The organism is Isoptericola sp. MSGPD8_1_ISO-PGPR-S23-394 (assembly GCF_058072785.1).
The window spans coordinates 429,065-454,919 of record NZ_CM176517.1; the positions used below are offsets into that span (position 1 = coordinate 429,065).

A 25,855-nucleotide genomic window follows, 5' to 3' on the forward strand; every position below is an offset into this window, starting at 1 on the left:
CAGCGCACGTCGATCACGCGCTGCGTGATTCTCACGCACGGCGGATCCGAGATGCGCACAGCCGTCACGGATCCTGTCGTGCGTTCACCTCGCTTGCGCCTTTCGCTTCGGCGGACGTCGGCGCGCTCCGTGCGGCGGTCCCGGCCGGGCCAGGAGCGAGGTCGATCGAGGCTGGAGGAGCGGCATTTCGCTCACGGCGAACACCGCTCCCAGCAGGTGGAATAGTCGCCGCACCGTGGAAGTTGAGTGAAGCAGACTCAACTTTGACGCCCGTGGCTGGACACCTCCGGCGCCGCGTCCTAAGTTGAGTGCAGACGACTCAATCCCCGTCACGAAGGAGCACCACCATGGCTCGTGCAGTCGGCATCGACCTCGGAACCACCAACTCGGTGGTCGCCGTCCTGGAGGGCGGCGAGCCCACCGTCATCGCGAACGCCGAGGGTGCCCGCACCACCCCGTCCGTCGTCGCGTTCTCCAAGAACGGCGAGGTTCTCGTCGGAGAGGTCGCCAAGCGGCAGGCCGTCACCAACGTCGACCGCACCATCAGCTCGGTCAAGCGCCACATGGGCACCGACTGGTCGCAGGAGATCGACGACAAGAAGTACAGCGCGCAGGAGATCAGCGCCCGCATCCTGGGCAAGCTGAAGCGCGACGCCGAGGAGTACCTCGGCGAGGCCGTCACCGACGCCGTCATCACCGTCCCGGCGTACTTCAACGACGCCGAGCGCCAGGCCACGAAGGATGCCGGCCAGATCGCCGGCCTCAAGGTGCAGCGCATCGTCAACGAGCCGACCGCCGCGGCGCTCGCCTACGGGCTCGACCGCGGCAAGGAGGACGAGCTCATCCTCGTCTTCGACCTCGGTGGCGGCACGTTCGACGTCTCCCTGCTCGAGGTCGGCAAGGACGAGGACGACTTCTCCACGATCCAGGTGCGCGCCACCTCCGGTGACAACCGCCTCGGTGGTGACGACTGGGACCAGCGCATCGTCGAGCACCTCATCAAGCAGGTGAAGAACTCCGCGGGCGTCGACCTGTCCAAGGACAAGATCGCCCTGCAGCGTCTGCGCGAGGCGGCCGAGCAGGCCAAGAAGGAGCTCTCCTCCGCGACGAGCACCAACATCTCGATGCAGTACCTCTCGATGAGCGAGAACGGCCCCGTCCACCTGGACGAGAAGCTGACCCGCGCGCAGTTCCAGCAGATGACGCAGGACCTCATCGACCGCACCAAGGAGCCGTTCCACGCGGTCATCCGGGACGCGGGCGTCTCCATCTCGGAGATCGACCACGTCGTGCTCGTCGGCGGTTCCACCCGCATGCCGGCCGTGGCCGACGTCGTGCGAGAGCTCACCGGTGGCAAGGAGCCCAACAAGGGCGTCAACCCGGACGAGGTCGTCGCCGTCGGCGCCGCCCTGCAGGCCGGTGTCATCGGCGGTGAGCGCAAGGACATCCTGCTCATCGACGTCACCCCGCTGTCCCTCGGCATCGAGACCAAGGGCGGCGTGATGACCAAGCTCATCGAGCGCAACACGGCCATCCCGACCAAGCGCAGCGAGATCTTCTCCACGGCCGAGGACAACCAGCCGTCGGTGGCGATCCAGGTGTTCCAGGGCGAGCGTGAGTTCACCCGGGACAACAAGCCGCTGGGCACCTTCGAGCTGACCGGTATCGCGCCGGCGCCGCGCGGCGTCCCGCAGATCGAGGTCACCTTCGACATCGACGCGAACGGCATCGTGCACGTGTCCGCCACGGACCGCGGCACGGGCACCGAGCAGTCGATGAAGATCACCGGCGGGTCCGCCCTCCCGCAGGAGGACATCGACCGGATGGTCAAGGAGGCCGAGGAGCACGCCGAGGAGGACAAGAAGCGTCGCGAGGAGGCCGAGACCCGCAACCAGGCGGAGTCCTTCGCCTACTCGATGGAGAAGCAGATCGCGGACAACCGCGACAAGCTCCCCGCCGACGTCGTCACCGAGGTCGAGGCGGACATCGCCGGCGTGAAGACCGCCCTGGAGGGCGAGGACGCCGACGCCGTCAAGACCGCCTACGAGAAGCTCGGCGCCTCCTCGCAGAAGATCGGTGAGGCCCTGTACTCGGCCGAGCAGGCCGCGGGTGCTGGCGCCGAGGGCGCACCGGCCGACGGCGCCACGCCGGAGTCGAAGGACTCCGACGAGGACGTCGTCGACGCCGAGATCGTGGACGACGAGGACGACAAGAAGGACGCCAAGTGACGTCTGACGACACGCAGGGAACCCCCGAGCAGCCGGAGGAAGGCCGCTCGGGGGACACCCCCTTCCAGTTCAGGGACAAGCGCAAGGTCGACCCCACGTCGGGCGAGAAGCGCCCCGAGCAGGCGTCGGACACGTCCGACGCCGCGGGCGCGGGGGCCGACGCCGGCGACCCGCTGGAGGCGCTCGACTTCGAGCCCTCGGGCGAGGCGGTCGAGGACTCCGAGCTGCTGCAGGCCAAGGCCCAGGCGGCGGAGAACCTCGACGCCCTGCAGCGGGAGCGCGCGAGCTTCACGAACTACCGCAACCGGGCGCTGCGTGACCAGGAGGCCGCGCGGACCCAGGGCACGCAGGACGTCCTCGCGGCGCTGCTGCCGGTGCTCGACGACATCGAGCGTGCCAAGCAGCACGCCGAGCTGTCGGGGCCGATGGCCGCCATCGCGGAGAAGCTCGACGCGTCGCTCGCCAAGTTCGGCATCGAGCGCTTCGGCCAGGTGGGCGAGGAGTTCGACCCGACCGTGCACGAGGCGCTCATGCACAACACGGACGCCGAGGCCGAGGCGACCACGGTCAACCTGGTCGTCGAGCCCGGCTACCGCATCGGTGACAAGGTGGTCCGCGCCGCCCGCGTGGGCGTCGTCGGACCCGAGTGACGGTGGCGGGCGCGGCCCCTGGTGCCGCCAGGGGCCGCGCCCGCCGCGTCCGAGGAGACAAGGAAGGGACGTCGTGACCGGTCAGGACTGGATCGAGAAGGACTTCTACGCCGCGCTCGGCGTCCCCAAGGACGCCGACCAGGCGGCCATCAAGAAGGCGTACCGCAAGCTGGCGCGTCAGTACCACCCGGACCAGAACCCGGGGGATGCCTCCGCCGAGACCCGCTTCAAGGAGATCGGCGAGGCCTACGCCGTGCTCTCGGACACCGAGCAGCGCCAGCAGTACGACGCGGTGCGCTCGATGGCCGGCGGCGGCGCACGCTTCAACGCCGGACCGGGCGGTGCGTCCGGCGGCTTCGAGGACGTGTTCAGCTCGATGTTCGGCGGCAGCGCCCGTCCGGGCGCCGGCCCGCAGTATCAGCAGTACCAGTCCGGCGGCGGGTTCGAGGACATCCTCGGTTCGATGTTCGGCGGCGGCATGGGTGGCGGCCTGGCCGGGTTCGGCGGTCCGCAGCAGCGCAAGGGCGCCGACGTCGAGACGCGCGCCACGCTCCCGTTCCGTGCCGCGGTGGAGGGCACCACGGTGGAGCTGACCGTGGACGGTAAGAAGATCACCGCGCGCATCCCGGCCGGGGTGCACGACGGGCAGAAGATCCGGCTGCGCGGCAAGGGTCGGCCCGGGCAGGCCGGCGGTCCCGCGGGCGACCTGCTCATCGCGGTGCACGTCACCGAGCACCCGGTGTACTCGATCGAAGGTGCCAACCTGCGCATGACTCTGCCGGTCACCTTCGCGGAGGCCACGCTGGGCACCACGGTGGAGGTGCCGACGCTCTCCGGCGAGAAGGTGCGCCTGAAGGTGCCCTCCGGGACGCCGTCGGGCCGGGTGCTGCGGGTCAAGGGGCGCGGGGTGGCGACGGCCAAGCGCACCGGCGACCTGATGGTGACCGTGCAGGTGGTGGTCCCGCAGAAGCTGAGCAAGGGCGCCAAGAAGGCGCTGGAGGACTTCGCCGCGGAGGCCGACGGCGAGGACGTGCGCGCGGAGCTGTCGGCTCAGGCCGCGCAGTAGGGTCGGGTCCGCCGGATCAGGTCAGGGAGCGAAGGAGGTCGCCATGGTCACCGACGACGCACCCGTGCTCACGGTGTCGCAGGCCGCACAGCTGACGGACATGCACCCGCAGACCCTCCGCCAGTACGACCGCCTCGGGCTCGTGGTGCCGCGTCGTACCCGCGGACGCGGGCGGCGGTACTCCCGCCGCGACGTCGCGCGCCTGCTGGAGGTCCAGCACCTCGCGCAGGACGAGGGGATCAACCTCGCCGGGGTGAAGCGCATCCTCGACCTCGAGCAGCACGTCGCGGTGCTCGAGCAGCGCCTGCACGAGCTCGCGAGCGTGCTCGCCGAGCGTGAGCGCGCCGAGGGCCGCGTCTTCGCGGCCGGCACCGCGGGGGACGTCGTGGCGGTGCCGCGCGGGCAGCGGGTGCGGCGCACCGAGCTCTACGTCGAGACGCGTCGTGAGCAGGGCGGCGCCCTGGTGCTGTGGCGCCCGACGCCGCACCGCGACTGACGCCCGGACGCCCCGTCCGCCGTCGGACAATTTTCGGGACGTCATTCTTTCGTTATTGAATTCTCCTCTGGCAAGGCTTTCCTTACTTTGGTAGGAATGTTTCTCCTTCCTGTGCAGGAATCGAATTCGTGCCTATGATCGAGATCACGGCGACGACGAGACCTGACACGAGGAGCGCACCATGACGACCCTGATGGAGATGCCCGAGGTCACGAGCTGCACCGTCGACGGCTGCAGCTACAACCACGACCACGACTGTCACGCCGGTGCGGTGACGATCGCCGGGGTGCCCGGTGACGCGTCCTGCGCCACGTTCATCCCGCTCAGCACCAAGGGCGGCCTGGAGAAGGTCGTCGCGCACGTCGGCGCCTGCCAGCGGGTCGACTGCGTCCACAACGAGGAGCTGGAGTGCGCGGCCAGCTCCATCCGCGTCGGCGCCGGTCCACAGGACCCGAATCACGCCGACTGCCTCACCTTCGAGACGCGCTGACCCGTCGCGCACCGACCGACGGTGCAGCAGCGAGGCCCCGGACGCACCGTCCGGGGCCTCGCGACGTGGTCCCACCGAGGCCGCCGTCGGTGCGGCCCTCGGTCAGCGGCGCAGGTGCCTGAGCAGGTCGACGGCATTCTCGTGCGAGATCGGCAGGCGCTCCACCCACACACGGACCGGGCGCCGGATGCTCCCCGCGACCCCCAGCACCTCGGCGTTGCGCTCCACGATGCTGCGCACCGACTGTGCGAGGCGGGTGGTCTCCGGGTCGCGCTCGCAGAGGACCGCGAAGACGCCGTCGCTCAGGGCCGCCATCGGGTGACCGGAGCCGAAGACCTGGTCGAGCGTGCTGCCGACCGAGGCCGCGCGTGCCATCCGTTGCCACGCGCCCAGGGAGTCCACGGCGACGTCGAGCACGACCAGGCAGTGTGACGTCGTGACGTCGTCGCCGCTCGCCGCGGCGCGACCGTAGGTCTCGCGCAGCCGCTCCCCGAGATAGTCGGCCGTCGGCAGGCCGGTAGCGGGGTCGCGTACGCCCGTCGGTGCCGGGTCGCGCTCCCGGACCTCGACCCATCCCTGTGCCGCACCGCGCACGGCATCGACGTCGAGCGGTTCTCCCACCGACCGGTACAGGCACGCCAGGTCGTCCAGCGTCTCGTCCAGGCCGATGCCGGCGGCGCTGCGGGCGGTGCCCAGCCGGTGCGCCGCCATCTCGGGCGAGCGACCGGCCTCCAGCGCCTCGACCAGGGCGTCCACCGCGGGGTGGTACCAGTCGCCGGGGCGCAACCACACTTCCGTCAGGCTGGCGGCACGCCAGCGTTCACGGGTGTCGGCGGCCGGTGCGCCGTGGGGAGTCAGGCTCATGATGGTGAGACGTCCATAGGCCTTCATCATGACGCAGTTCTGGTGAATCGGCGCGGGTGAACCGCGTCACGAATTGATTCACCCGCGCCTCACCGCCCACCGTGGGGCCGACGCGCGTAGAGTGGCGCCGTTCGCGCTCTCCCGAGCGCGCGCGACGGGGGGACTTGGGGCGAAGAAGCGGATGGCGACGTGACCGACGTCTACGTGGGCTCGGACGGCACAGCTCCCAGCGACGGCGAGCTGATCCTCGAGGTGCGCGGCGGCAGCCTCGACGCCTACGGCGCCCTCTACGAACGGCACGCCGCGGCGGCCCAGCTCCTGGCCCGGCAGTACGTCAACATGACCAGCGACGCGGACGACGTCGTCGCGGAGGCCTTCCACCGCGTGCTGGGCGTGCTGCAGCAGGGCGACGGCCCCGACACCCACTTCCGCGCCTACCTCTTCACCGTCGTGCGGCGCCTCGCTGCGGACCTCTCGCGCCGGGCGCGCCGCACGCGTCCGACGGCGGACGACGGGACGTTCGAGTCGGCGCTCGGCCCGTCGGCGTCGCCCGAGGACCCGGCGCTGGCAGGCTTCGAGAACTCCGTCGTCGCGCGCGCCTACGAGCGGCTCCCCGAACGGTGGCAGGCCGTCCTCTGGTACACGGAGGTCGAACAGCTCACCCCGGCGCAGGTCGCGCCGATTCTCGGCCTCACCCCGAACGGTGTGTCCGCGCTCGCGTACCGGGCGCGCGAAGGTCTGCGCGTGGGCTACCTGCAGCAGCACCTCACCGCAGAGCCTGCGGACTCCTGCCGGGCCGTCAGCTCGCTGCTCGGCAGCTACGTGCGCGGAAGCCTCTCGCGCCGCGAGGTCGTCCAGGTCGACGGCCACCTCGACGGGTGCGGTGACTGCCGCGCCCTGGTCCTCGAGCTCGCCGACGTCGCCCACGGGATGCGGGCCGTCGTCGCACCCCTCGTGGTCGGCCTGGCCGGGATGGCCGTGCTCGGTGCGCTGCCGCTCGGTGCCCTCACCGGGAGCGCCCTCGGGGTGGCTGCCGGGTCCGCGTCGGGTGCCGCGGCGTCGGGTGCCGTGGGGTCGGCCGCGGGTGGCGTGGGCACCGCCGCCGGCTCGGGGCTCTCCGCCGGGGCAGGGGCCGGAGCCGGTGCTGCCGCCACCGGGACGGCGACGGTGGGCACGGCCGCCGGCACGGGAGCGGCGTCGGCCGCCGCCGGTGCCGCAGCCACGACCACCGCCACGGCGACGGCCACAGCCACGACGGCGACGACGGCCGTCGCCGCCACGACGGCGGGAGTCTCCGGCGCGACCGTGGCCGCCTCGGCCGGTGCGGTCGCCGTCGCGACCGTCGGCGTCGTCAGCGTGCTCGGCGCCATGGGCGGCGAGGAACCGACCGCTGTCCCGCACGAACCTCCCTACTCCGTCGCGAGCGAGCCGTGGCCCACCGAGGACGACGAGGTGCTCGTCCTGCCGGAACCCTCCGACGACCCGCAGGACCCGTTCGACCAGGTGATCGACCCGGCGGACATCCCGGACCCTCCGGAGATCGGTGTCGCCGTCGCCGAGCCGGGCCAGGACCTGCGCCCACGCGTCACCGAGCACCTGACGCTGCAGGTCGACAACCCCGGCGAGGTCGAGGCGACCGGTGCCCACGTGCGCCTCACCCTCCCGGCCGGGGTGCGGTCGGTCTCCCCGACGTCGCCCTCCGGGGCCGGGGCCGCCCCGGCCCTGACGGTCGAGTCGCTCCCGTGCACCCCGGCCGAGGGGTCCCAGGACGTCGTGTGCGCGCTCGGGACGATCGGGCCGGGGGAGTCGCGGACGGTCGCCGTCCCGCTCGTCGCCCACGCCGGAGGCGTCTACACCGTCGCCGCGCAGACCTGGGCCGACGGCGTGGAGCCGCGCAGCGTCGAGCTGGACCCGGTGCAGGTCGAGTACTTCGGGCCCGAGCTCACCGCGCGGACCGGTGGTGAGGTCGCCGTCGAGAACCCCGGGCTCGCCGCGGTGCCCTTCAGCGTCCAGAACACCGGCGACCGACCCGCCGACGCATGGACGGCAGAGGTGCGCGTGCCTGCCGGGCTGGTGCCGCGCGCCGTCGACGGCGACCTCGACTGCGAGGCCCGGGACGAAGGGGTCTCGGGGGCCGCCACGGCGGTCTGGCTGTGCTCGGGTGGCGGGCTCGCCCCCGGCGCGTCGGCGACGGGGCGCGCCACGGTGATCGCGGACGGCGCCACGGGCAAGGGCTCCTACGAGGTGCGCGTGGTCCCCGCCCTCCCGGACGGTGGCCCCGGCCTCCGCTCCGTCGCGGTCGTCACGGCTCCCCGGGCCTGGCAGGGAGCCAACGCCGGCGCCGTGTCCGCCCAGGCGACCTGTCGTGCGACGGGCGGGCTGGACGAGGCCGACGCCGCCGTCGTCGGGACCTACACGAACCGCACCGGTCAGCCGATCAGCGTCGCGTTCGCGGCCGCCGGCACCACCGTGGCGGGCGACGGCGTGCTGGCGCCCGGGGAGTCGGTCACGCTGACCGCGCGGGACGGGCTGAGAGTGCCCGCCGGTGGCGGTACCTGGACCCTCGAGACGGTCGTGGACGGGCTGACCTACAGCCGGACGGTGGACGCGGGGGCGCACGGCGCCGCCGAGTGCTACGACCCGAGCTGGGACGTGCGGACGACCTCCCAGGTGCTCAACGACGGCGGCAAGGTGCGCGTCGAGGGCACGATCACGAACCGGACCGGCGAGCCGATGCAGGCGGCGATGGCCGCGGCGGGCGGGCGCACCGAGGCCGTGCGCCTCGGTGCCGGCGAGACCGCGACCCTGGGTCGCACCACGGACCGCACCGAGCTGAGCGCCGGGACCGCCACGTTCGAGCTGTACCGGTGGGTCACCGACGCGGACGGGGACCAGCCGGTCACCGGCGTCGTCCCGGCCCGCCCCCCGACCGCCGACCACGCCACCGCCACCATCGCGCCGCGCGCCGCGGACGCCGCAGCGGCGGAGGCCTGCACGTACGACGCCGGCAACGAGACGTCGTGGCGCACGTTCACCGTCCCCGTCGACAACACCGCCTCGACACTGCCCGTCGTCTTCGTGGCGCGGGCCGGCGACAGCACCGGGGAGCTGCGGGTCCCCGCCGGTGAGAAGGCCACGATCGAGCTGCGGGTCGCGTGGGGCGTGGCGACCGGGACCGTGTCTGCCGACGGCGCCCACCTGCGCGACCTCGACGTCGGCTTCACGAGCTGTGCCGAGAGCCCGTCCTGGCCGTCCACCGTCCAGGTGAGCGCGGCGGCGCAGTGCGACGGCGGCAGCGCGCAGGTCGTCGTGGACGTCGCGGGCGAGGACGCCCGGGCCTGGACGGCCACCCTGGTGCGGGACGGGAAGACCGTCGGCACCCAGCGCCTCGACGCGGGCGGCGCCGTGCAGTTCGTCGTGGACGCCGGCTCGTGGCACGCCCCGACGGGTGACGTGGCCGTTCTGCTCGCACGCACCATCGAGGACCAGACCTTCACGGTGGAACGCACCGCCGCGCACGACGCCGTCCGGTGCGTCGTGCGGGACCCGCAGGCGCGCCTGGACCAGGGGGCGGTGCAGATGGACCGGTACGGCGACTACGCGACGTCGTGGCGCGACGTCGGCGTCGTGCTCGACAACACTGGGTCCACCGTGCGCTCGTGGTTCCGCGTGGTCGGTCCGCACGGCGCGGAGGAGCGGGTCCGCGTCCCGGCGGGCGAGACCCGGACCGTCGACCCCCGACGGGTCGACGGGCGTCAGGGCGGGACCTGGAGCGTGTCGTCGGGGGAGTGGTCGACGCGGCTCCAGGCCGAGACCTTCACCGCGACCGAGGCGGGCTGGTGCGCCGACCGGGTGTCCTGGGGCGAGCAGTACGCCGAGGGTGACGTGCGGTCGTGGAACGGCAAGGCCTACCGCTACCTCGGGTGGGACGGCAGTCGCCCCGGCGGTGAGCGAGACAACAGCGACGGTCGCGGCAAGAGCGGCGACCAGGGCCGTCACTGGTACGACGACGAGAAGTGGCGCGGCGTGTGGATGGGCCAGTGGGGGCAGTGGGACGAGATCGGCATCTGCGAGTATCGGTGACGCCCCGTGCGGCGGGCCCCGCTGATCCGGTGCGGGCTGACGCGGTGCTGACCGACGTCGAACCAGCTCAGACGATGCCGTAGAGGCGGTCCCCGGCGTCCCCGAGGCCCGGGACGATGTACTTCTTCTCGTTGAGCCGCTCGTCGACGGCCGCGACGACGACCTGCACGTCCACCCGGTCGCCCACGGCCTCCTGCACGACCTGCAGGCCCTCCGGGGCGGCCAGGAGGCACACGGCGGTGACGTCGTGCGCGCCGCGCTCGAGCACGTAGTCGATCGCGGCGACGAGGGTGGCGCCGGTGGCGAGCATCGGGTCGAGGAGGAAGACCTGGCGGTTCGTGAGGTCGTCGGGCAGGCGGTTGGCGTACGTGACGGCTTCGAACGTCTCCTCGTCGCGCTGGAGACCGAGGAACCCGACCTCGGCGGTCGGCAGCAGGCGGGTCATCCCCTCGAGCATGCCCAGCCCGGCGCGCAGGATCGGGATGACGATCGGGCTCGGGTCGCTCAGCGCGACGCCGGTCGTGGTCGTCACCGGGGTGCGCACCTCGCGAGGCTCGGTGCGCACGTGCCGCGTCGCCTCGTAGGCGAGCAGCGTCACCAGCTCGTCGACGAGCAACCGGAAGATGGGCGACGGCGTCGACTCGTCGCGCAGGACGCTGAGCTTGTGGGCGACCAGCGGGTGGTCGGTGACGTGCAGGCGCATGGTCACACCGTACCGGGGCCGGTTGACGTGGCTGGTCGCCGCGGACGACGAAGGGCCCGACCGGAGTCCGGTCGGGCCCTTCGTCTCAGCGGATCAGCGCCGTGTCAGCGGCTCAGCTCTGCTGCAGGCGGCGACGCACGATGAACAGCGTCACACCACCGGCGATGAGCAGGAGCGCCACCGCGGTGGCGACGCCCACGGTCGCGCCGGTCACGGCGAGCTCGTCCTCCTCCGCGGAGACCTCGGCGCCGTCCTCGGGGACGTCGACGACGGTCTGGGCGGCAGCCTGACGGACGTCGCTGGGCGCGTCGGCGCAGTCCTCGGAGGCCGCCGGGTAGTCCACGACGGTCGAGTAGTCCGGGTTGACCCGGAACTCGACCTGGACACCGTCACGGGTCCACGCGAAGTTGCCGTCGGTCTCGACGTACGAGCCGTCGTCGAGCTGCTCCCAGCCCGGCCACTGCAGGGGCTCCTCGGCGGAGGCGCCCGGCCACAACAGTCGGCCCTCGAGCGGGAGGTTCTCGGTGACGTGGTCGTCACCGTCCGGGTTGAGGAACGTGACCGTCAGCGGGTTCTCGCCGGGCGCCTCGGCACCCTCCGGCAGCGAGACCTCGTAGACGAGGTACGGCGTCTCGGCGTCGCAGACGGCGCCGATGTCACCGGGGATCAGCTCGGCGGCCGGCTCCTCGGTCGCGCACGGCTCGTCGGTGAGGGCGCCCTCGGGAACCGTGTAGAGGGCGGTCCCGTTCTCGTGCGCGGTGTACTCGGTGGGCAGCTCGTCGAAGACGTAGCCCTCGGCCGGCGTGGCGACGATGCCTGTGGAGGTCGTCTCGTAGGTGACCTCGTCAGTGTTCTTCGGCGCGCGGACGTCGTCGTTCTCCGTGCCGCACAGGTCCTCGACCTTCGGCAGCTCCGGCGTGACGGGCTCGTCGCAGATCTTGTCGCTGAACGTGAAGGTCCACGACGTCTCGGCTCCCTCGGCGAACTGGACACCCTCGGCCGCCGAGGCGGTGACCGTCACCTCGGTCTTGTCCGCGTTCCACTCGTCGGTGTACGTCGCCAGCTCGGTCTCGGGGTGCACGACGGAGCTCTCGGCGAAGCACTCGTCGATGAAAGACGGCGTCGGCGGGGTGACGGGCTCAGGCGCCTCCGGTGTTCCGGGCGGCTCCTCCGCGCACGCGGGGAGGTACTTGCTCAGCTCGTCGTGACGCGCCTTCTTGAGGTCCTGGAACAGGGGGCCGTGGGGGTAGGTGATGTGCACGTAGTCGGACCAGTCGAAGCCCTCGTGGATCCCGACGACGTCCTGCTGCACACCCCAGGCCGTGCAGACGTCCTCCGGCAGGTTGTCGACGTCGAAGTGCTCGCCGGGGTACTCCTCGGGAAGGGTCTCCCAGAACTCACCGCCGTCGCGGGTCGTGATGAGCGTCTGCTTGCCCGAGTTGTGCCAGGCGGCGGGCTCGTCCGCACGCAGCTTCGGGTACACGTAGAACGCGGTCTCGATCTCACGCTCCGGCTCCGGATCCGCCGTCGGAGTCGGCGAGGGCGCTGCGCAGGGCTCGGTCGTGCCCGACTCGTCGAGGTCGTAGGCGTCGTCGTCCCAGGCGTCGACCTCGACGGTCCAGTCGTTGGCCTTCGTCGGGTCCAGCTCGACGGATCGCTTGAACGACTTCCCGAAGGACTCGTCGATCTCCACCTCGCCGTTCACGGTGACCGTGACGGTGTTCTTCTTGCCGTCCGACCCGTGCTTCTTACCGCGCTCCTCGCTGTGCCACCAGCTGTGCTGGCCGGCGTCGGCGTAGGCCCAGAGTTCGACGGTGAGGTTCTCGCAGTCGACATCGATGTCCGGCGTGTGGGCGGAGGCGGGCGTCGCGGTGGCGACGAGCCCTCCGAGTGCGAGCGTCGCGGTGGCGATGCTCGCGAGCATTCTCTTCACGGCTGTGTGGTCCCTTCACGGGTGGGTGCGAGTGCGCGCGACGCACTCAGCAGGCGGAAAACGGAGATGGATGCTATTAGAGCATCATGCCTGCCCTGGACGGAAGATGCGGATGCGGGTGAATTGTCCAAGGCAACGCCGTAGGGTCACGCGCCGGGCGGTCGTGACGCTGACGGCGTCGGTAGCCTGGCCGGGTGCAGCACCCCGACCAGCGCCCGGCCGACCCGTTCCCTCCCGCCACGCTCCCGGAGCGCCGTGCCGTGTGGGACGAGCTGATGGGCCTCGCGCTGGACGAGGCGCGCCAGGCCGTCGCGACGGGTGACGTCCCGGTGGGCGCCGTCGTCGTCGGCCCGGACGGGCAGGTGCTCGGGACCGGCCGCAACCGCCGCGAGGAGACGGCCGACCCGATCGCGCACGCCGAGGTGCTCGCCCTGCGCGAGGCGGCCGTCGCACGGGGCGGCTGGCGGCTGGACGGCTGCACCCTGGTCGTCACCCTCGAGCCGTGCGTGATGTGCGCCGGTGCGCTCGTCGCGGCGCGGGTCGACCGTCTGGTGCTCGGCGCGTGGGACCCGAAGGCGGGGGCCACCGGGTCGGTCTGGGACATGGTCCGCGACCAGAGGGCGCTGCACGAGGTTGAAGTGGTCGCCGGCATCCGCGCCGACGAGTGCGCCGAGGTCCTGCGCACCTTCTTCGAGGAGCGTCGCTGAGCCCGACCCCGGCGTGGGTAGGGCAGTCCCTACTGTCGACCGGTGGGTGCACCGCATCCCGCTCGGCTCAGCACCTCCGTAGTGTCGGTGGCATGACCAGCACCTGGACGGCCGCTCCCCGGATAGCGCCCGCGCTGACCACGCACCGGGGGTTCTTCCGGGCCCCGGTCGCGGAGGCCACCTATCGCGGCGTGGCCGAGCTCGCCGTCGGCTGGCTGTGGTCGATCACCGCGGGTCTCCTCGTGGTGGTCGGCGTCGTCGTGTCCGCGGCCCTCGTCCCCGTCCTGGGCCTCGGTCTGCTCCTGCTGCCCCTCAGCCTCGCCCTCGCGCGGGCCTACGGCGCCGTCGAGCGTGCCCGGCTCGTCGCACAGACCGGCGTCGTCGTCCCCGCCCCGGCCGACCGTCCGCCAACGACCGACGCCTCGGTGCCCGCCTGTGGGCGGCCGCCACCGAACCCGTCGGGTGGAAGGCCACCGGCTACGCGGTCGTGACGCTCCTGCTGCAGAGCCTCTACCTGGCGTTCGTGGCCGGCCTCGTCGCCGCTGCCGTTGGTGGTGTCGTGCTGGCGGCCCGGCTCCTGACGACCGACGGCCGCGTGTGGCTGGTGTCCGCCGCGGTGGCCGCGTTCGTCGGTCTCGCCGTCGTCGTCGCGCTGTGGTTCGCGGCGTGCAGCGCCCAGGCCGGCACCCTGACGACCGTCCGCCTGGCCCGCACGCTGCTCGGGCCGTCCGCCACGGCCGAGGCGCGGGCTGCGCAGCGGGCCGCGGAGTCCGACGCGCGCGCCGCCGAGTCGGCAGCCGCCGCGGCGGCCGAGCGGGCAGACGTCCTGACCGAGACGCGCGCCGCCGCCCTGGAGGCCGCCGACTCCGAGCGCCGCCGCATCGAGCGCGACCTGCACGACGGCGCCCAGCAGCGCCTGGTCGCCCTCGGCGTCGCGCTGGGCACCGCCCGCCGGGCCGCCGAGCGCGACCCCGGCACCGCCGTCGCGGCGCTCGACCACGCGCACGGCGAGATCAAGGAGACGCTCGCCGAGCTGCGCGACCTCGTGCGCGGCATCCACCCGGCCGTGCTCTCCGACCGCGGACTGGACGCCGCCCTGTCGGCGCTCGCCGCCCGCAGCGCCGTCCCGGTCCGGGTCGAGACGTCCGACCTGGACGCCGCGGGGACGACGGCGCAGGCCGCGGCGTACTTCGTCGTCGCGGAGGCGCTGACGAACGTCGCCAAGCACGCCGAGGCGTCCCGCGCTGTGGTGAGCGCCGCCGTCGTCGTGCCCGAGGTCGCCGAGGCAGAGGCACCCGAAGGCGTCGCCGCACCCGTCCTGCGGGTCGAGGTGACTGACGACGGCCGGGGCGGCGCCGATCCCGCTCCCGGCGGCGGGCTCGCCGGACTGCGTGGGCGGGTCGCCGCCCTGGACGGCACCTTCCGACTGACCAGCCCGGCCGACGCCGGCACCCGACTCACCGTGGAGCTCCCGTGCGCATCGTGATCGCCGAGGACTCCGTCCTCCTGCTCGACGGGCTCACCCGGCTGCTGGCCGCGGAGGGCCACGAGGTGACGGGCCACCGCACGGCCCTGGAGACGGTCGCCGCGCTCACCGCGCCGCACGCCGTGCTGCCCGACCTGCTCGTCACCGACGTGCGCATGCCGCCGTCGCACACCGACGAGGGGCTGCGCGCGGCCGTGCACCTGCGCAGCCTGCACCCGGACCTGCCGGTGCTGGTGCTCTCGCAGTACGTCGAGCAGCGCTACGCCGCGGAGCTGTTCGCCCGCGGCACCCGCGGCCTGGGCTACGTGCTCAAGGACCGGGTCGCCGATGTCGACGAGTTCCTCGACGCCGTCGACCGCGTCGCCGGCGGGGGCACGGTGCTGGACCCGGAGGTCGTCTCACAGGTGCTCGCCCGGTCCCGCCACGACCTCGCCGACCTCACCCCGCGTGAGCGCGAGGTGCTCGCCCTGATGGCCGAGGGCCGCTCCAACGCCGCGATCGCCGACCGGCTCGTCGTCGGTCCCGCGGCCGTGGAGAAGCACGTGACCAACATCCTCACGAAGCCGGGGCTGCCGCCCGACGCGGACGCGCACCGTCGCGTCCTGGCGGTGCTGCGCTGGCTCGACCTGAACGGAGACCTGCGATGACCACACCCAGCGCGCACCCTGCCCCGGCACCTGCACCGGGCCCCGCGGGAGCCGGCGTGCCGCCCGCACCGCCGTCCGACCCCCGCCGCGGCCCGGCCGGTCGCGTCCTGCTCGTCGTCGGCCTCGCCCTCGGCGGGTTGCTGTTCGCCTGGGTGGCCCTGCACCTCGTCGACTGGGCGCTGTCCGAGACCACCACGACGCGCGAGGACTACGACGCCGTCGCGGACCTCGGGCTCTCGACGACCGGCGACGTCGACGTGCGCGCCGACGACGACGCCACCGGCATCGACGTCGAGGTCGTCTCGCGCAGCGGGCTGGTGGGCCCGGAGTACTCCGTGGAGACGGTCGACGGCCGGCTGGTGCTGACGAACGAGTGCCCTGCGTGGGCGTGGTTCTCCTGGGTCTGCTCGGGCGAGCTGCACGCCACGGTCCCGGCCGGCACTGCGGTGGTGGCGAGCGCGGGCAACGGTGACGTCTCCGCCTCCGGGCTCGACGGCGGTGTCGAGCTGCGGTCGGCGAACGGCGACGTCGTCGCCGGCGTGATAGGCGGCGAGGTGCTGGCCACCTCGAGCAACGGCGACGTGGTCGTCGACGACGTCCGGGGCGACGTGGAGGCACGGACCGCCAACGGGTCGCTCGACCTGGCCCGTGTCGAGGGCCGGGTGACGGCGCGGTCGAGCAACGGCGACGTCGAGGTCTCCGACGCCGGGGGTGCGGTCGTGGCGCGGTCGAGCAACGGGACGGTGAAGGTGTCCACGGCGGGCGGCGACGTCGAGGCCCGGTCCTCGAACGGCAGCGTCGAGGTCGCCGGGGCGGCCGGTGACGTGCTGGCCCGGACGAGCAACGGTGCGGTGACGGTGGTCGGGGACGGGGAACCGGTGGACCTGACGATCAGCACGTCGAACGGTGACGAGACGATCGAGGGGCCGACCGATCCGGACGCGCCGCGCACGGTGGAGATCGGGTCGTCGAACGGGGACGTGGCCTACCTCGCCCCGTGACCCGTGGCTGTTCGGCACTTCCTGCTCCGTTCGGCAGTTCAAGCTGCCGAACGGAGCAGGAAGTGCCGAACGGGCTCACAGGCGCGCGACGCGCACGTCGTACACCTCGCGCAGCGCGTGCCGGGCGGCGTACCAGCCGCCCATCCCGTGCACCCCGGGGCCGGGCGGCGTGGAGGCCGAGCACAGGTACACGCCGACGCCCTGCCGGTACGGGTTCGGGTGCAGGCTGGGCCGGGCGATCATCCGCCACAGGGTCACGCGCCCGCCCGCGATGTCGCCTTCGGCCAGGTTCGCGTTGTGGCCCGCCAGCCGGTCGGCCGGCGTGCAGCGCGAGGCGACGACGACGTCACGCACGCCGGGTGCGAAGCGTTCGATCTGGTCCAGCACGTCGTCGGTGACGTCCCGGGTCGACCCGGCGGGGACGTGCGCGTAGGCCCACAGCGGCCGCAGCCCCCCGACGGCCCGCGAGGGATCCACGACGGTCGGGTCGCTGACGAGGCACATCGGCCGCTCGGCGTGCCCGCCCGCGGCGACGGTGGCCTCGGCCCGGGCCATCTCGGCGCGCGTCCCGCCGACGTGCACCGTGCCCGCACGGCCGACCTCCGGTGCCCTCCAGGGCACCGGACCCGACAGCACCAGGTCCACCTTGGCGGCCGCGTCGCCGGCGGGGAGGCCGGAGAGCGCCCGCCGGCGCGAGGGCGGCAGGTCGTCGCCCAGCACGTCGAGCAGGGTGGCCGGCGAGGTGTCGAAGACGTAGGTGGCGGCGTGCGGCAGGTCGTCGCGCGACCGCACCGGATGGTCGGTGACGACCGTCCCGCCGTGCGCCTCCAGCTCCGCCCGCAGCGCGGCCGTGATCGCCCCGGACCCACCGCGCGGGATCGGCCAGCCCCCGGCGAGCGCTGCGGCGGATCCACCGCCGGACCCCCCGGCGAGCGCTGCGCCGGCACCTCCGCTGCCGGGCGTCGCGTGCGCCAGCGAACCGAGCAGCAGCGCCGTGCCGGCCGCCCCGAGCGTCGGCAACGGGGCGATGGCGTGCGCCGCGACCCCGGTCAGCAGGGCGGCCGCCTCCTCGGTGCGGAACCGCCGCCCCCACAGCCCGGTGCCCTGCTCGGCCACGGCGAGCCCGAAGCGGGCGGCCGCGAGGAGACCGCCGTCGTCGGCCAGCCCTCGGGGCAGCGACCGCTTGTCGCTCATCCCGACCGCCACCACCGCCTCCCAGTGCTCGGCGAGCGGGCCGAGCAGCGACCGCCAGGCGTCGCCGTCGGCCCCGAGGCGCTCGGCGGTGCGGTCGACGTCGTGGTACGCGATGCCGGCGCGGCCGTCCGGCAGCGGCTGGGCGTACGACACCTCCGGGGTGAGCAGCTCGACCCCGTGCGCGGGCAGGTCGAACGCGCGCAGCACCGGCGAGGCCCAGGCCATCGGGTGCACGGCCGAGCAGACGTCGTGGACGATCCCGTCCGCCAGCCCGAGGTCGAGCGTGCGCGAACCCCCGCCGACGGTGGGCTGGGCCTCCAGCACCGTGACCTCGAGGCCCGCGCGGGCGAGCGTCACCGCGGCGACGAGCCCGTTCGGGCCTGATCCGACGACGACGGCGTCCAGCATGTCAGCAGCCTACGGCTCGCCACCGACCGCCGCGCGGACTGCCCCGGTGACCTCCGGCGCGAGCGTCCGGGCGAACGTCGCCGTGAGGTGCCCGTGGTCGAAGTAGGCCGTGAGACCGCCGATCACCGGGTGGCAGACCTCGTCGCACATGAGGTGGTCCACGCTCGTCACCGAGACGTCGCCGGTGGTGTCGGCACGTGCGGCCGCGGCGAGCGGGTCGGGCTCGAGCGCGGTCGCGGGCGGGGCGCCGCAGGCGTCGGGGTCGCCGGAGTGCTGGGCGAGGCAGTCGGGCACGTTCTCGGGCATCGCGGGCGTGTCGCGCAGCACCAGCACCGGCACGCCGGCGTCCGTGAACGCCGCGAGCGTCTCCCGGTAGGCGTCCTCCGCCACGGCGTCCTGGTCCTCCAGGGGGACGCCGGCCAGGTGCTGGTCGGTGCGGGCCGACATGATCACCAGGTCGTAGCCGCCCGCCACGATGCTGTCGACGGCCCACCGGTTCGTGGCTCGGCAGGCCTCCGAGACGCCCTCGCCGGGGAACGAGATCGGCGCGTCCACCGGATAGCAGACGGACTGCAGGTACGTGTCGAGCTGCCAGCCCTCCGTGGCGATCGCGTCCTCCAGCGCCGGGACCCAGTGCCCGGCGTGCGAGTTGCCCACCAGGGCGATCCGCGCCGTCGGCTCCTCGGCCCCGCCGCGTGCCTCACCGCCGTACGTGCATGTGTTCCGAGTGGTGAACGGCGCGTCGTTCCAGCAGCCGTCGGCGTACACGACCGGCTTGTCCTGGGCGGCCGCCGTCGGTCCGAGCAGTAGGCCGGGGTCCTCGCAGCCGTCGTCGCGCACCACCGCCGCGCCGACGCACGGTTCCGCCTGCGCGACGGCGGCACGCGCCTCGCCCAGGGCGTCCCGCTCCGTGGCGCTCGCCGTGACCCAGACGCCGACGGCGGCACCTCCGACGACCACCACGCAGAGCCCGAGCATCGCGAAGGTCGCGCCGAGACGGCGGGTGAGCAGCGGGTGGAAGCGCAGGCGGTCCTCGACGTGCCGCTGGGAGAACCACGCCAGCAGGAGGGTCGTGGCGAGGATCCCCAGCATGCCGACGGGTCCGACGTCGCGGCCCAGCGCGAACGGGGCGATGACGACGAGCGGCCAGTGCCACAGGTACACGGAGTATGAGGTGTCTCCGAGCCACTGGACCGGTCGCCACCGCAGCGCGGCACCTGGTCCGCCGCGCAGACGGTCGGCGTCCGCGAGGATGACGAGCAGCGCCCCGACGGTGGGCAGCAGCGCGGTGTAGCCGGGGAACGGGGTGGCGCCGTCGAACGTCAGGACCGCGGCGACGATCATCGCCAGACCCGCCCAGGCCCCGGTGGCGCGCAGCCGCGGGAACGAGCGGAGGGTGCCCGGCTCGGCACCGACCTGCGGCGCCGGGACGGGCGCGGCCACGGCGGCCCCCGGGGCTCCGGCGGCCCCTGCGGCTCCGGCGGGGACGAGGGCCGGCGCCGGACGCGCCGCCCGCAGCGCGAGGACGGCGGCGAGCAGTCCGCCCAGGGCGAGCTCCCAGAACCGCGTCGTCGACACGAAGTACGCCGCCGCCGGTTCGGCCCACGTCATCCACACCGACCAGCCGAGCGAGGCGACCACGACCGCACCGGTCAGCGCCACCGCCAGCACCGCCGTCGTGCGCTCCTCGTGGCGGCGCCGCCGGGACCGCAGCCCCAGCCAGGCGACCGCCGCGAGCAGCAGCGGCCACACGAGGTAGAACTGCTCCTCGATGGACAGCGACCAGTAGTGCTGCACGGGGGAGTGGAGCTGGTCGGCCGCCAGGTAGTCCGTCTCCGTCCTCGCCAGCGCCCAGTTCTCCACGTACAGCGCCGAGGCGAGCACCTCGCGTCCCACCTGCACCAGCGTGGTCGTGGGCAGCCAGGCGGCCGACGCGACGAGCGTGGCCAGCAGCACGAGGCTCGCGGCGGGGATCAGCCGGCGCACCCGTCGTGCCCAGAAGCCGAGCAGGTCACGCCCGCTGCGGACCGGGCGGCGCAGCAGGTGGCTCGTGATGAGGAACCCGGACACCACGAAGAACACGTCGACGCCCACGTAGCCGCCGGTGACCCAGGCCGGCCACAGGTGGAAGCCGAGCACGGCCGCGACGGCGACGGCGCGCAGACCCTGGATGTCGGTCCGCGGGGACGAGGGGGCGGGCACGCGTCAGAGCATCTCACCCAGGGTGAGGAGGGTTTCGGTGACGCCGGCCTCGACCTTGACCGTGGCGAGCGGGTCGCCACGGGTCTCGCCCCGGTTGACGATGACGACCGGCTGCTCGGCCTTGGCGGCACGCCGCACGAACCGCAGGCCGCTCATGACGGTCAGGCTGGTGCCGGCGACGAGCAGGGCGTCGGCGGAGTCGACCAGCGCGTACGCCTCGTCCACGCGCGCCCGTGGCACGTTCTCGCCGAAGTAGACGATCTCCGGCTTGAGGACCCCGCCGCAGAACTCGCAGTCCGCCGGGCGGAAGTGGGAGGTCTTGGCGATGACGGCGTCCGCGTCCGGGGCGACCTCGATGTCCGCGACGGTGGTGCCGCCGTCGAGCACCGACTCCACGAAGCCCGGGTTGAGCGCGTCGAGGCGCTCGGCCAGGTGGGTGCGCGAGATCGTGCGGCCGCACTGCAGGCAGACGACGGAGTCGTAGCGCCCGTGCAGGTCGATGACGGTGCGCGAGCCCGCCTCCTCGTGCAGCAGGTCGACGTTCTGGGTGATGACGCCGCGCACGATGCCGCGCTCCTCCAGCTCGGTGAGCGCGCGGTGCCCGGCGTTCGGGTGTGTGCGGTCCACGTGCCGCCAGCCGACGTGGTTGCGGGCCCAGTAGTGCCGCCGGAAGTCCGCGTCGCTGACGAACTGCTGGAACGTCATCGGGTTGCGTGGCGGCGAGTCGGGGCTGCGGTAGTCGGGGATGCCGGAGTCGGTGGAGATCCCGGCGCCGGTGAGCACGGTGAGCGTGCGGCCCTGCAGGACGCGGGCGGCGTCGTCCACCGTGCCGTGGTGGATGACGGCGTCCGGCGGGAGCTCCCAGCGGCGTTGCTGGTACGTCGGGGCGAGCGGGCGGGCGGCGGGTTGCACGGTTCGAGCGTACGACGGGTCGGCAGAACGTCACGGGGGGGCGGAGCCTTGACGGCGGCGTGGGAAGGCGATTACCGTACGGGAAACCGGTTTCTCACCGGTCGTTCGACGACGAACGACACATGTCTCGACGAGGAGATCCATGTCAGCCACCAGACTCAGGACGGCGTTGGCCGCGGTGACGGCTGCGGCCCTCACCGCCACGTCGATCACCGCAGCCGCCGCCGCGGGACCCGGAACGGCGCTCGCCGCCGACGACCTCGCCGTCGGGGAGTACACGAGCGACGTCGTCGCCGGTGACTTCACCGTCAAGGCCACCGAGGCCAAGGCCGTCGACGTCGGGGCCCACGGGCGCACCTCCGACCGCGGCGACGTCTACTCCCAGCGACTCAAGCTCAACGGCTCCGGCGACGCCGACCAGCGCTCGCTGCAGCTCACCGTCGACGAGCCGTCCGAGGTGATCGTCCACGCGCGCAGCGGCAGCGGCAGCTCCGACCGCGCCCTCGCCCTCTACGACGCCTCCTGGACCGAGATCGACTCCGTCCCCGCGCTCGCCGATGACGGCGGCGTCCCGATCACCACGGAGACCCTCGAGGTGCCCGCGGCCGGCACCTACTGGATCGCGTCCCCGAGCTCCGGCGTCAACGTCTACTACGCCGAGATCAGCGACGGCACCACGCCCGAGCGGGCGCCGTGGTCCGACGTCGTCGCCCCGGCGGTCGACGGCGTCACCCTCGACGCGGACGACCCGACGCGGATCGAGGTCGCCTACACCGGGCTGATCGGTACCGACGGCGCCGACATCGCGCACGCCGCGCTGTACGACGCCGACGGCGAGGTCGTCGACCGCGCGTTCACCGCGGCCGAGGGCGATGCCGGGACCATCGCGCTCACGCCGCCCTCCTCGGGGACCTACGAGGTCGAGGTCCGGCTGACCCGTTCCGGGCAGGACGACGCCCTGGTCTCCGAGCGCGTCGCCGCCCCCGCGTTCTCGCTGCCCCTGGTCGCCCCGGAGATCACGGGCGCCCTCACCAGCGCCGTCGACGGCGGCCAGGCGACCGTCACGCTCGACTGGACCGGCGTGCCCGAGGCCGAGACCTACTCCGTCGCGACCAGCCTCGACGGCGCCGGCTTCACCACCGCCGTCGACGGCGTCACCGGGACCTCCACCGAGGTGCCCGGCCTGACGGCCGGCGCGACCTACCAGGTCCGCGTCACCGCGCACCGTGGCGACGACCAGGCGACCGGTCCGGCGTCCGACGTCGAGGTCGCCAGCTCCGTGGAGCGCTGGCAGTCCGCCGACGTCGGCTCCAACGCCGGGTCCGGCGGTTCCGTCACGGACAACGGCGACGGGACCATCACGTTCGACGCGCGGGACAGCTCGACGAAGCTCGCCTCGTCCGAGGACGGCTTCCAGTACTACTTCACGCAGGTGGACCCGGCCACGGAGAACTTCACGCTCACCGCGACGTTCCACGTGGACGACGCCTCGGCGAAGGACAACCAGTCCGGGTTCGGCGTCGTCGCCGTCGACGACCTGGTCACGGAGTCCTCCCCGCACCGCTACTTCAACTCCGCGGGCGCCCTGGTCACCCGCTACGGGGAGGGCACCGACACGGTGCTGAACGGGACGCCCGGCGCCCGGTTCGTCCAGGGGTACACCGGAGCCACCGACGACAACACCGCCGGTGCGCGGGACACGAGCGACGCCGAGCCCTTCGACCCCGGCTACCGGGCCGACGTCACCGGCCCGAAGTTCGACACCGGGGACGTCTACGAGCTCACCCTGCGCCGGTCCAACACCGGCTTCCACGCCGTCTGGGAGGGCGGTGGCGCCGACGGCGAGGACGTCGAGGTCATCCAGTACGACCCGCAGATGCTCCTGCAGCAGGACGGGGAGGCGATGTACGTCGGCATGGCCGTGGCGCGCAAGATCGCCGTGACCGTCACCGACTGGCAGCTCAGCACCGTCCACCCGGACGACGACGACCCCGCCCAGGAGCCGCCGACGGAGTACGTGCCGACGACGCTCGACGTGGACGTGACCACCACGACGCCGGAACGGTCGCTCGATGTCCCGCTCGTGGCCGACTTCCACGGCACCGGGCAGATCCTCGACGCCGCGGGCGACGTCGTCGTCGACGGCCTCGAGCTGGCCCCGGGCGAGCGGGCGCTCGGCACGGTCGACCTGGAACCGGGGGAGAACCACTTCACCGCCCGGGCGACGCCGGGTGACGAGCAGCCCCAGCTCGGCGAGTACGAGGAGCTGGAGTCCACCGATCCCGTGGACGTGCCGGTGACCGTCACGGTCGACTCCTTCGGCGAGCCGGGTCAGTCGATCTGGGTCGCGCCGGACGGCACCGCCGACGGCTCCGGCACCCAGGAGGACCCGCTCGACATCCACACGGCGGTCGGCTTCGCGCAGGCGGGTCAGCAGATCGTCCTGACCGGTGGCACGTACACGCCGCAGCACAGCATCGTGGCGGAGCGGGGCCGTGACGGCACCGAGGACGCCCCGATCACGCTGATGTCCGAGCCGGGCAGCCGCGCGGTGCTCGACCTCGGCGAGTCGCCCGACGGCGGGCTCGTCGTCCGCGGCGACTGGTGGCACGTGTACGACCTGGAGATCACCGGCTCCGCCGACAAGGCGAAGCCGATGCTCGTCCAGGGGCACCACAACGTCATCGAACGGGTCGAGTCCCACCACAACGCCGACACAGGCATCCAGATCTCGGGTCTGTCGGCCGAGCCGCCGTCGATGTGGCCGTCGCACAACCTCGTCGTGTCGTCCGTGGCGCACAACAACGCCGACGCGGGCGGGAACGACGCCGACGGGTTCGCCGCGAAGCTCACCGTCGGCGAGGGCAACGTGTTCCGGTACAACATCGCCCACCACAACATCGACGACGGCTGGGACCTGTACGCCAAGTCCACCACCGGCCCGATCGGCACCGTGGTGGTCGAGGACTCGGTCGCCTACGCCAACGGCTGGACCGAGGACGACCCGTCCTGGACCGGCGAGGGCAACGGGTTCAAGCTCGGCGGCGAGTCCATGCCGGGCGACCACCTGCTGCGCAACGCGGTCAGCTTCGGCAACCTCGCCACGGGCGTGACGTCGAACTCCGGACCGGACATCCGGTTGCAGGACGTGACCTCCGTCGACAACGACCGCGGGGTGCGGCTGGAGACGAACGCGAGCTCGACGGCGTACGAGGCCGGCGGGGTCCTGTCCTGGCGGTCCGCGGCCCCCGACGTGCTGGGCCTCGCCCAGGACGACGAGTCGCTGCTGACCGACCCCTCGAACTACTTCGACGGCACGACGGCGGACACCTCCGACGGGCGCCCGGCCGAGGTCGGCGAGGACTGGTTCACGACGACGGACGCGTCGGCCGCGCTGCCGGAGATCGCCGCGGACGGCTCGATCGAGACGAACGGGCTCTACGAGCTCACGGACGTGGCGCCGTCGGACACCGGGGCCCGCCTGACCGCGAACCCGGACCCGACCGAGATCGAGCTGCTGCCTGAGGTCCAGGAGCCGCTGGAGAACCTGGTGGCGCCCTCGATCTCCGGCGACGCCGTCAAGGGGTCGCGCCTGACGGTCGATCCGGGGGAGTGGTCGGCCGAGGCCGAGCTCTCCTACCGGTGGCTGCGTGACGGCGAGCCGATCGGGAAGAAGGGCGAGCGCGAGACGTACAAGGTCAAGCGTGCCGACGTCGGGCACGAGCTGTCCGTCGAGGTCACGGCCGTCGCGCCGGGCCAGGACCCGGTCGTGGCGGTCTCCGAGCCGGTGACGGTCGAGGACGAGGACCACGACGGCGGGGACGACGGCGGGCACGGTTCGTGGCCGGGCTGGCTCGACGACCTGATCGACGGGCTTCCCGACTGGCTGAAGCGGCTGCTCGGGATCGGCTGACCCACCTCCGGTGAGGTAGCGCAAGGCCCGGTGAGGTAGCGCGTTCCGCTACCTCACCGGGCCTTGCGCTACCTCAGGCTCCGGCGTCCGACGGCGGCCGGGCGCCCTCCGGCAGCTCGCCGTCGGCCGGGGGCCGCCCGCCGCCTGCCCCGCCACCTGCCCCGCCGCCGGGGCCGCCACCCATCGTGGTGGCGATCGACTGCTCGGCGGTGGCGGAGCCGACGTCCTCGCCGTCGACCTGCACCGTGTAGCTCTCACCGGCGACGATCCCGTCAGCGGTGAGGTCCAGCGAGGACAGCGCCTCACCGACGACGATCGACGCGACCTCGGCGCCCTCGGCGTCGAGCACGGTGACGGTGGCACCCGCGTCGGCCGACCCGTCCACGGAGAGCCAGCCGTCCGCGCTGGTCACGTCGCCGTTGGCGTCGACCGCGCCCTCGCCGCCGTTCGACGTCGCAGCGATCGCGATCGTGCCACCGGAGACGTCGATGACGCCGTTGGAGTCCAGCCCGTCACCGCCGGCGGCGACCGTCAGCGCACCGCCGGTCACCGTCAGGGAGGCGCCCTCCTGCACGGCCTCGCCGCCGCCCCCACCACCGGGGCCGGCCATCTCCTGCGTCTCGTCCGTCGTCCCGGTCTCGTCGGACCCCTCGTCGGACTCTGTGTCGGACTCCGCGTCGGAGTCCTCCGAGCCGTCCGTGGCCTCCTTGACGGTCGCGTTGAGCCCGTCGTCGACATGTGCGGCAACGAGTACGCACACACGTTCACGATCACGAAGGCCGACGGTGCCAGCGGCGTCTACGACTCGTTCGAGTGCGCGGCCCACGCGATGGCCCCGCGGTGCGCTCACTGCGGGTGCATGGTGCTGGGGC

At 73.2% G+C, this 25,855-nt stretch carries 19 protein-coding genes; 12 read left to right on the forward strand and 7 right to left on the reverse strand.

The genetic code is table 11. The features are described 5' to 3' along the window. Positions 1-347: 347 nt before the first annotated feature. From dnaK to AC3RJ8_RS01925, 5 genes are all read left to right on the forward strand, one after another. Positions 348-2,228 carry a molecular chaperone DnaK gene (gene dnaK, locus AC3RJ8_RS01905; protein WP_489714280.1) on the forward strand — a complete coding sequence of 627 codons (1,881 nt, stop codon included), beginning with the start codon at positions 348-350 and terminating at the stop codon, positions 2,226-2,228. Further along, positions 2,225-2,878, forward strand: coding sequence for a nucleotide exchange factor GrpE (grpE, locus tag AC3RJ8_RS01910; protein ID WP_489714281.1), 654 nt, complete (start codon positions 2,225-2,227; stop codon positions 2,876-2,878). The genes dnaK and grpE overlap by 4 nt, the downstream gene beginning before the upstream one ends. A gap of 73 nt (positions 2,879-2,951) precedes the next feature. Next, positions 2,952-3,944: a DnaJ C-terminal domain-containing protein gene (locus AC3RJ8_RS01915; RefSeq protein WP_489714282.1), complete on the forward strand. Its 993-nt coding sequence runs from the start codon at positions 2,952-2,954 to the stop codon at positions 3,942-3,944. Between the two features lie 43 nt (positions 3,945-3,987). Then, positions 3,988-4,440, forward strand: a complete 453-nt coding sequence (locus AC3RJ8_RS01920) for a heat shock protein transcriptional repressor HspR (protein ID WP_489714283.1) — start codon at positions 3,988-3,990, stop codon at positions 4,438-4,440. A gap of 181 nt (positions 4,441-4,621) precedes the next feature. After that, positions 4,622-4,930 (forward strand): DUF1540 domain-containing protein, encoded by a 309-nt coding sequence (locus AC3RJ8_RS01925; RefSeq protein WP_489714284.1) that lies wholly within the window; start codon positions 4,622-4,624, stop codon positions 4,928-4,930. Between the two features lie 102 nt (positions 4,931-5,032). Here the strand turns inward: AC3RJ8_RS01925 and AC3RJ8_RS01930 are convergent, their stop codons facing one another. Continuing rightward, positions 5,033-5,794, reverse strand: coding sequence for a hypothetical protein (locus AC3RJ8_RS01930; protein WP_489714285.1), 762 nt, complete (start codon positions 5,792-5,794; stop codon positions 5,033-5,035). 189 nt (positions 5,795-5,983) lie between these two features. On the opposite strand from AC3RJ8_RS01930, the gene AC3RJ8_RS01935 reads away from it, so the two are divergent. Then, complete coding sequence (locus AC3RJ8_RS01935; protein ID WP_489714286.1) at positions 5,984-9,877, forward strand: sigma-70 family RNA polymerase sigma factor; 3,894 nt, start codon at positions 5,984-5,986, stop codon at positions 9,875-9,877. Positions 9,878-9,944: 67 nt separating this feature from the next. On the opposite strand, the gene upp is transcribed toward AC3RJ8_RS01935, so the two are convergent. Further along, the gene (upp, locus tag AC3RJ8_RS01940) at positions 9,945-10,580 is read right to left on the reverse strand and encodes a uracil phosphoribosyltransferase (RefSeq protein ID WP_407320320.1); all 636 of its coding nucleotides are present in this window, start codon (positions 10,578-10,580) and stop codon (positions 9,945-9,947) included. Positions 10,581-10,692: 112 nt separating this feature from the next. Then, positions 10,693-12,513 (reverse strand): hypothetical protein, encoded by a 1,821-nt coding sequence (locus AC3RJ8_RS01945; protein ID WP_489714287.1) that lies wholly within the window; start codon positions 12,511-12,513, stop codon positions 10,693-10,695. A gap of 275 nt (positions 12,514-12,788) precedes the next feature. On the opposite strand from AC3RJ8_RS01945, the gene AC3RJ8_RS01950 reads away from it, so the two are divergent. The 5 genes from AC3RJ8_RS01950 (at position 12,789) to AC3RJ8_RS01970 (ending at position 16,354) form a co-directional block, all read left to right on the forward strand. Beyond that, positions 12,789-13,220, forward strand: coding sequence for a nucleoside deaminase (locus AC3RJ8_RS01950; protein ID WP_489715551.1), 432 nt, complete (start codon positions 12,789-12,791; stop codon positions 13,218-13,220). Between the two features lie 92 nt (positions 13,221-13,312). Next, positions 13,313-13,711, forward strand: coding sequence for a sensor domain-containing protein (locus AC3RJ8_RS01955; protein WP_489714288.1), 399 nt, complete (start codon positions 13,313-13,315; stop codon positions 13,709-13,711). After that, entirely contained in the window at positions 13,708-14,706 is a 999-nt protein-coding gene (locus tag AC3RJ8_RS01960) for a sensor histidine kinase (RefSeq protein WP_489714289.1), read from the forward strand. Before AC3RJ8_RS01955 ends, AC3RJ8_RS01960 begins: the two co-directional genes overlap by 4 nt. After that, positions 14,694-15,353, forward strand: a complete 660-nt coding sequence (locus tag AC3RJ8_RS01965; protein ID WP_489714290.1) for a response regulator — start codon at positions 14,694-14,696, stop codon at positions 15,351-15,353. The genes AC3RJ8_RS01960 and AC3RJ8_RS01965 overlap by 13 nt, the downstream gene beginning before the upstream one ends. Next, complete coding sequence (locus tag AC3RJ8_RS01970) at positions 15,350-16,354, forward strand: DUF4097 family beta strand repeat-containing protein (RefSeq protein WP_489714291.1); 1,005 nt, start codon at positions 15,350-15,352, stop codon at positions 16,352-16,354. The genes AC3RJ8_RS01965 and AC3RJ8_RS01970 overlap by 4 nt, the downstream gene beginning before the upstream one ends. Positions 16,355-16,429: 75 nt before the next feature. Here the strand turns inward: AC3RJ8_RS01970 and AC3RJ8_RS01975 are convergent, their stop codons facing one another. Genes AC3RJ8_RS01975 through AC3RJ8_RS01985 form a run of 3 tightly spaced genes read right to left on the reverse strand, consistent with a single transcriptional unit; the run spans position 16,430 to position 21,070 of the window. After that, positions 16,430-17,956 carry a phytoene desaturase family protein gene (locus tag AC3RJ8_RS01975; RefSeq protein ID WP_489714292.1) on the reverse strand — a complete coding sequence of 509 codons (1,527 nt, stop codon included), beginning with the start codon at positions 17,954-17,956 and terminating at the stop codon, positions 16,430-16,432. A gap of 9 nt (positions 17,957-17,965) precedes the next feature. After that, positions 17,966-20,158 (reverse strand): acyltransferase family protein, encoded by a 2,193-nt coding sequence (locus AC3RJ8_RS01980; protein ID WP_489714293.1) that lies wholly within the window; start codon positions 20,156-20,158, stop codon positions 17,966-17,968. Between the two features lie 3 nt (positions 20,159-20,161). Then, the gene (locus AC3RJ8_RS01985) at positions 20,162-21,070 is read right to left on the reverse strand and encodes a Sir2 family NAD-dependent protein deacetylase (protein ID WP_489714294.1); all 909 of its coding nucleotides are present in this window, start codon (positions 21,068-21,070) and stop codon (positions 20,162-20,164) included. A gap of 142 nt (positions 21,071-21,212) precedes the next feature. Between AC3RJ8_RS01985 and AC3RJ8_RS01990 the strand changes: the two genes are divergently transcribed. Then, a complete protein-coding gene (locus AC3RJ8_RS01990; protein WP_489714295.1) occupies positions 21,213-24,983 on the forward strand; it encodes a right-handed parallel beta-helix repeat-containing protein in 3,771 nt (1,256 codons plus the stop codon). A gap of 73 nt (positions 24,984-25,056) precedes the next feature. Here the strand turns inward: AC3RJ8_RS01990 and AC3RJ8_RS01995 are convergent, their stop codons facing one another. Beyond that, positions 25,057-25,743, reverse strand: coding sequence for a hypothetical protein (locus AC3RJ8_RS01995; RefSeq protein WP_489714296.1), 687 nt, complete (start codon positions 25,741-25,743; stop codon positions 25,057-25,059). Between the last annotated feature and the right edge of the window lie 112 nt (positions 25,744-25,855).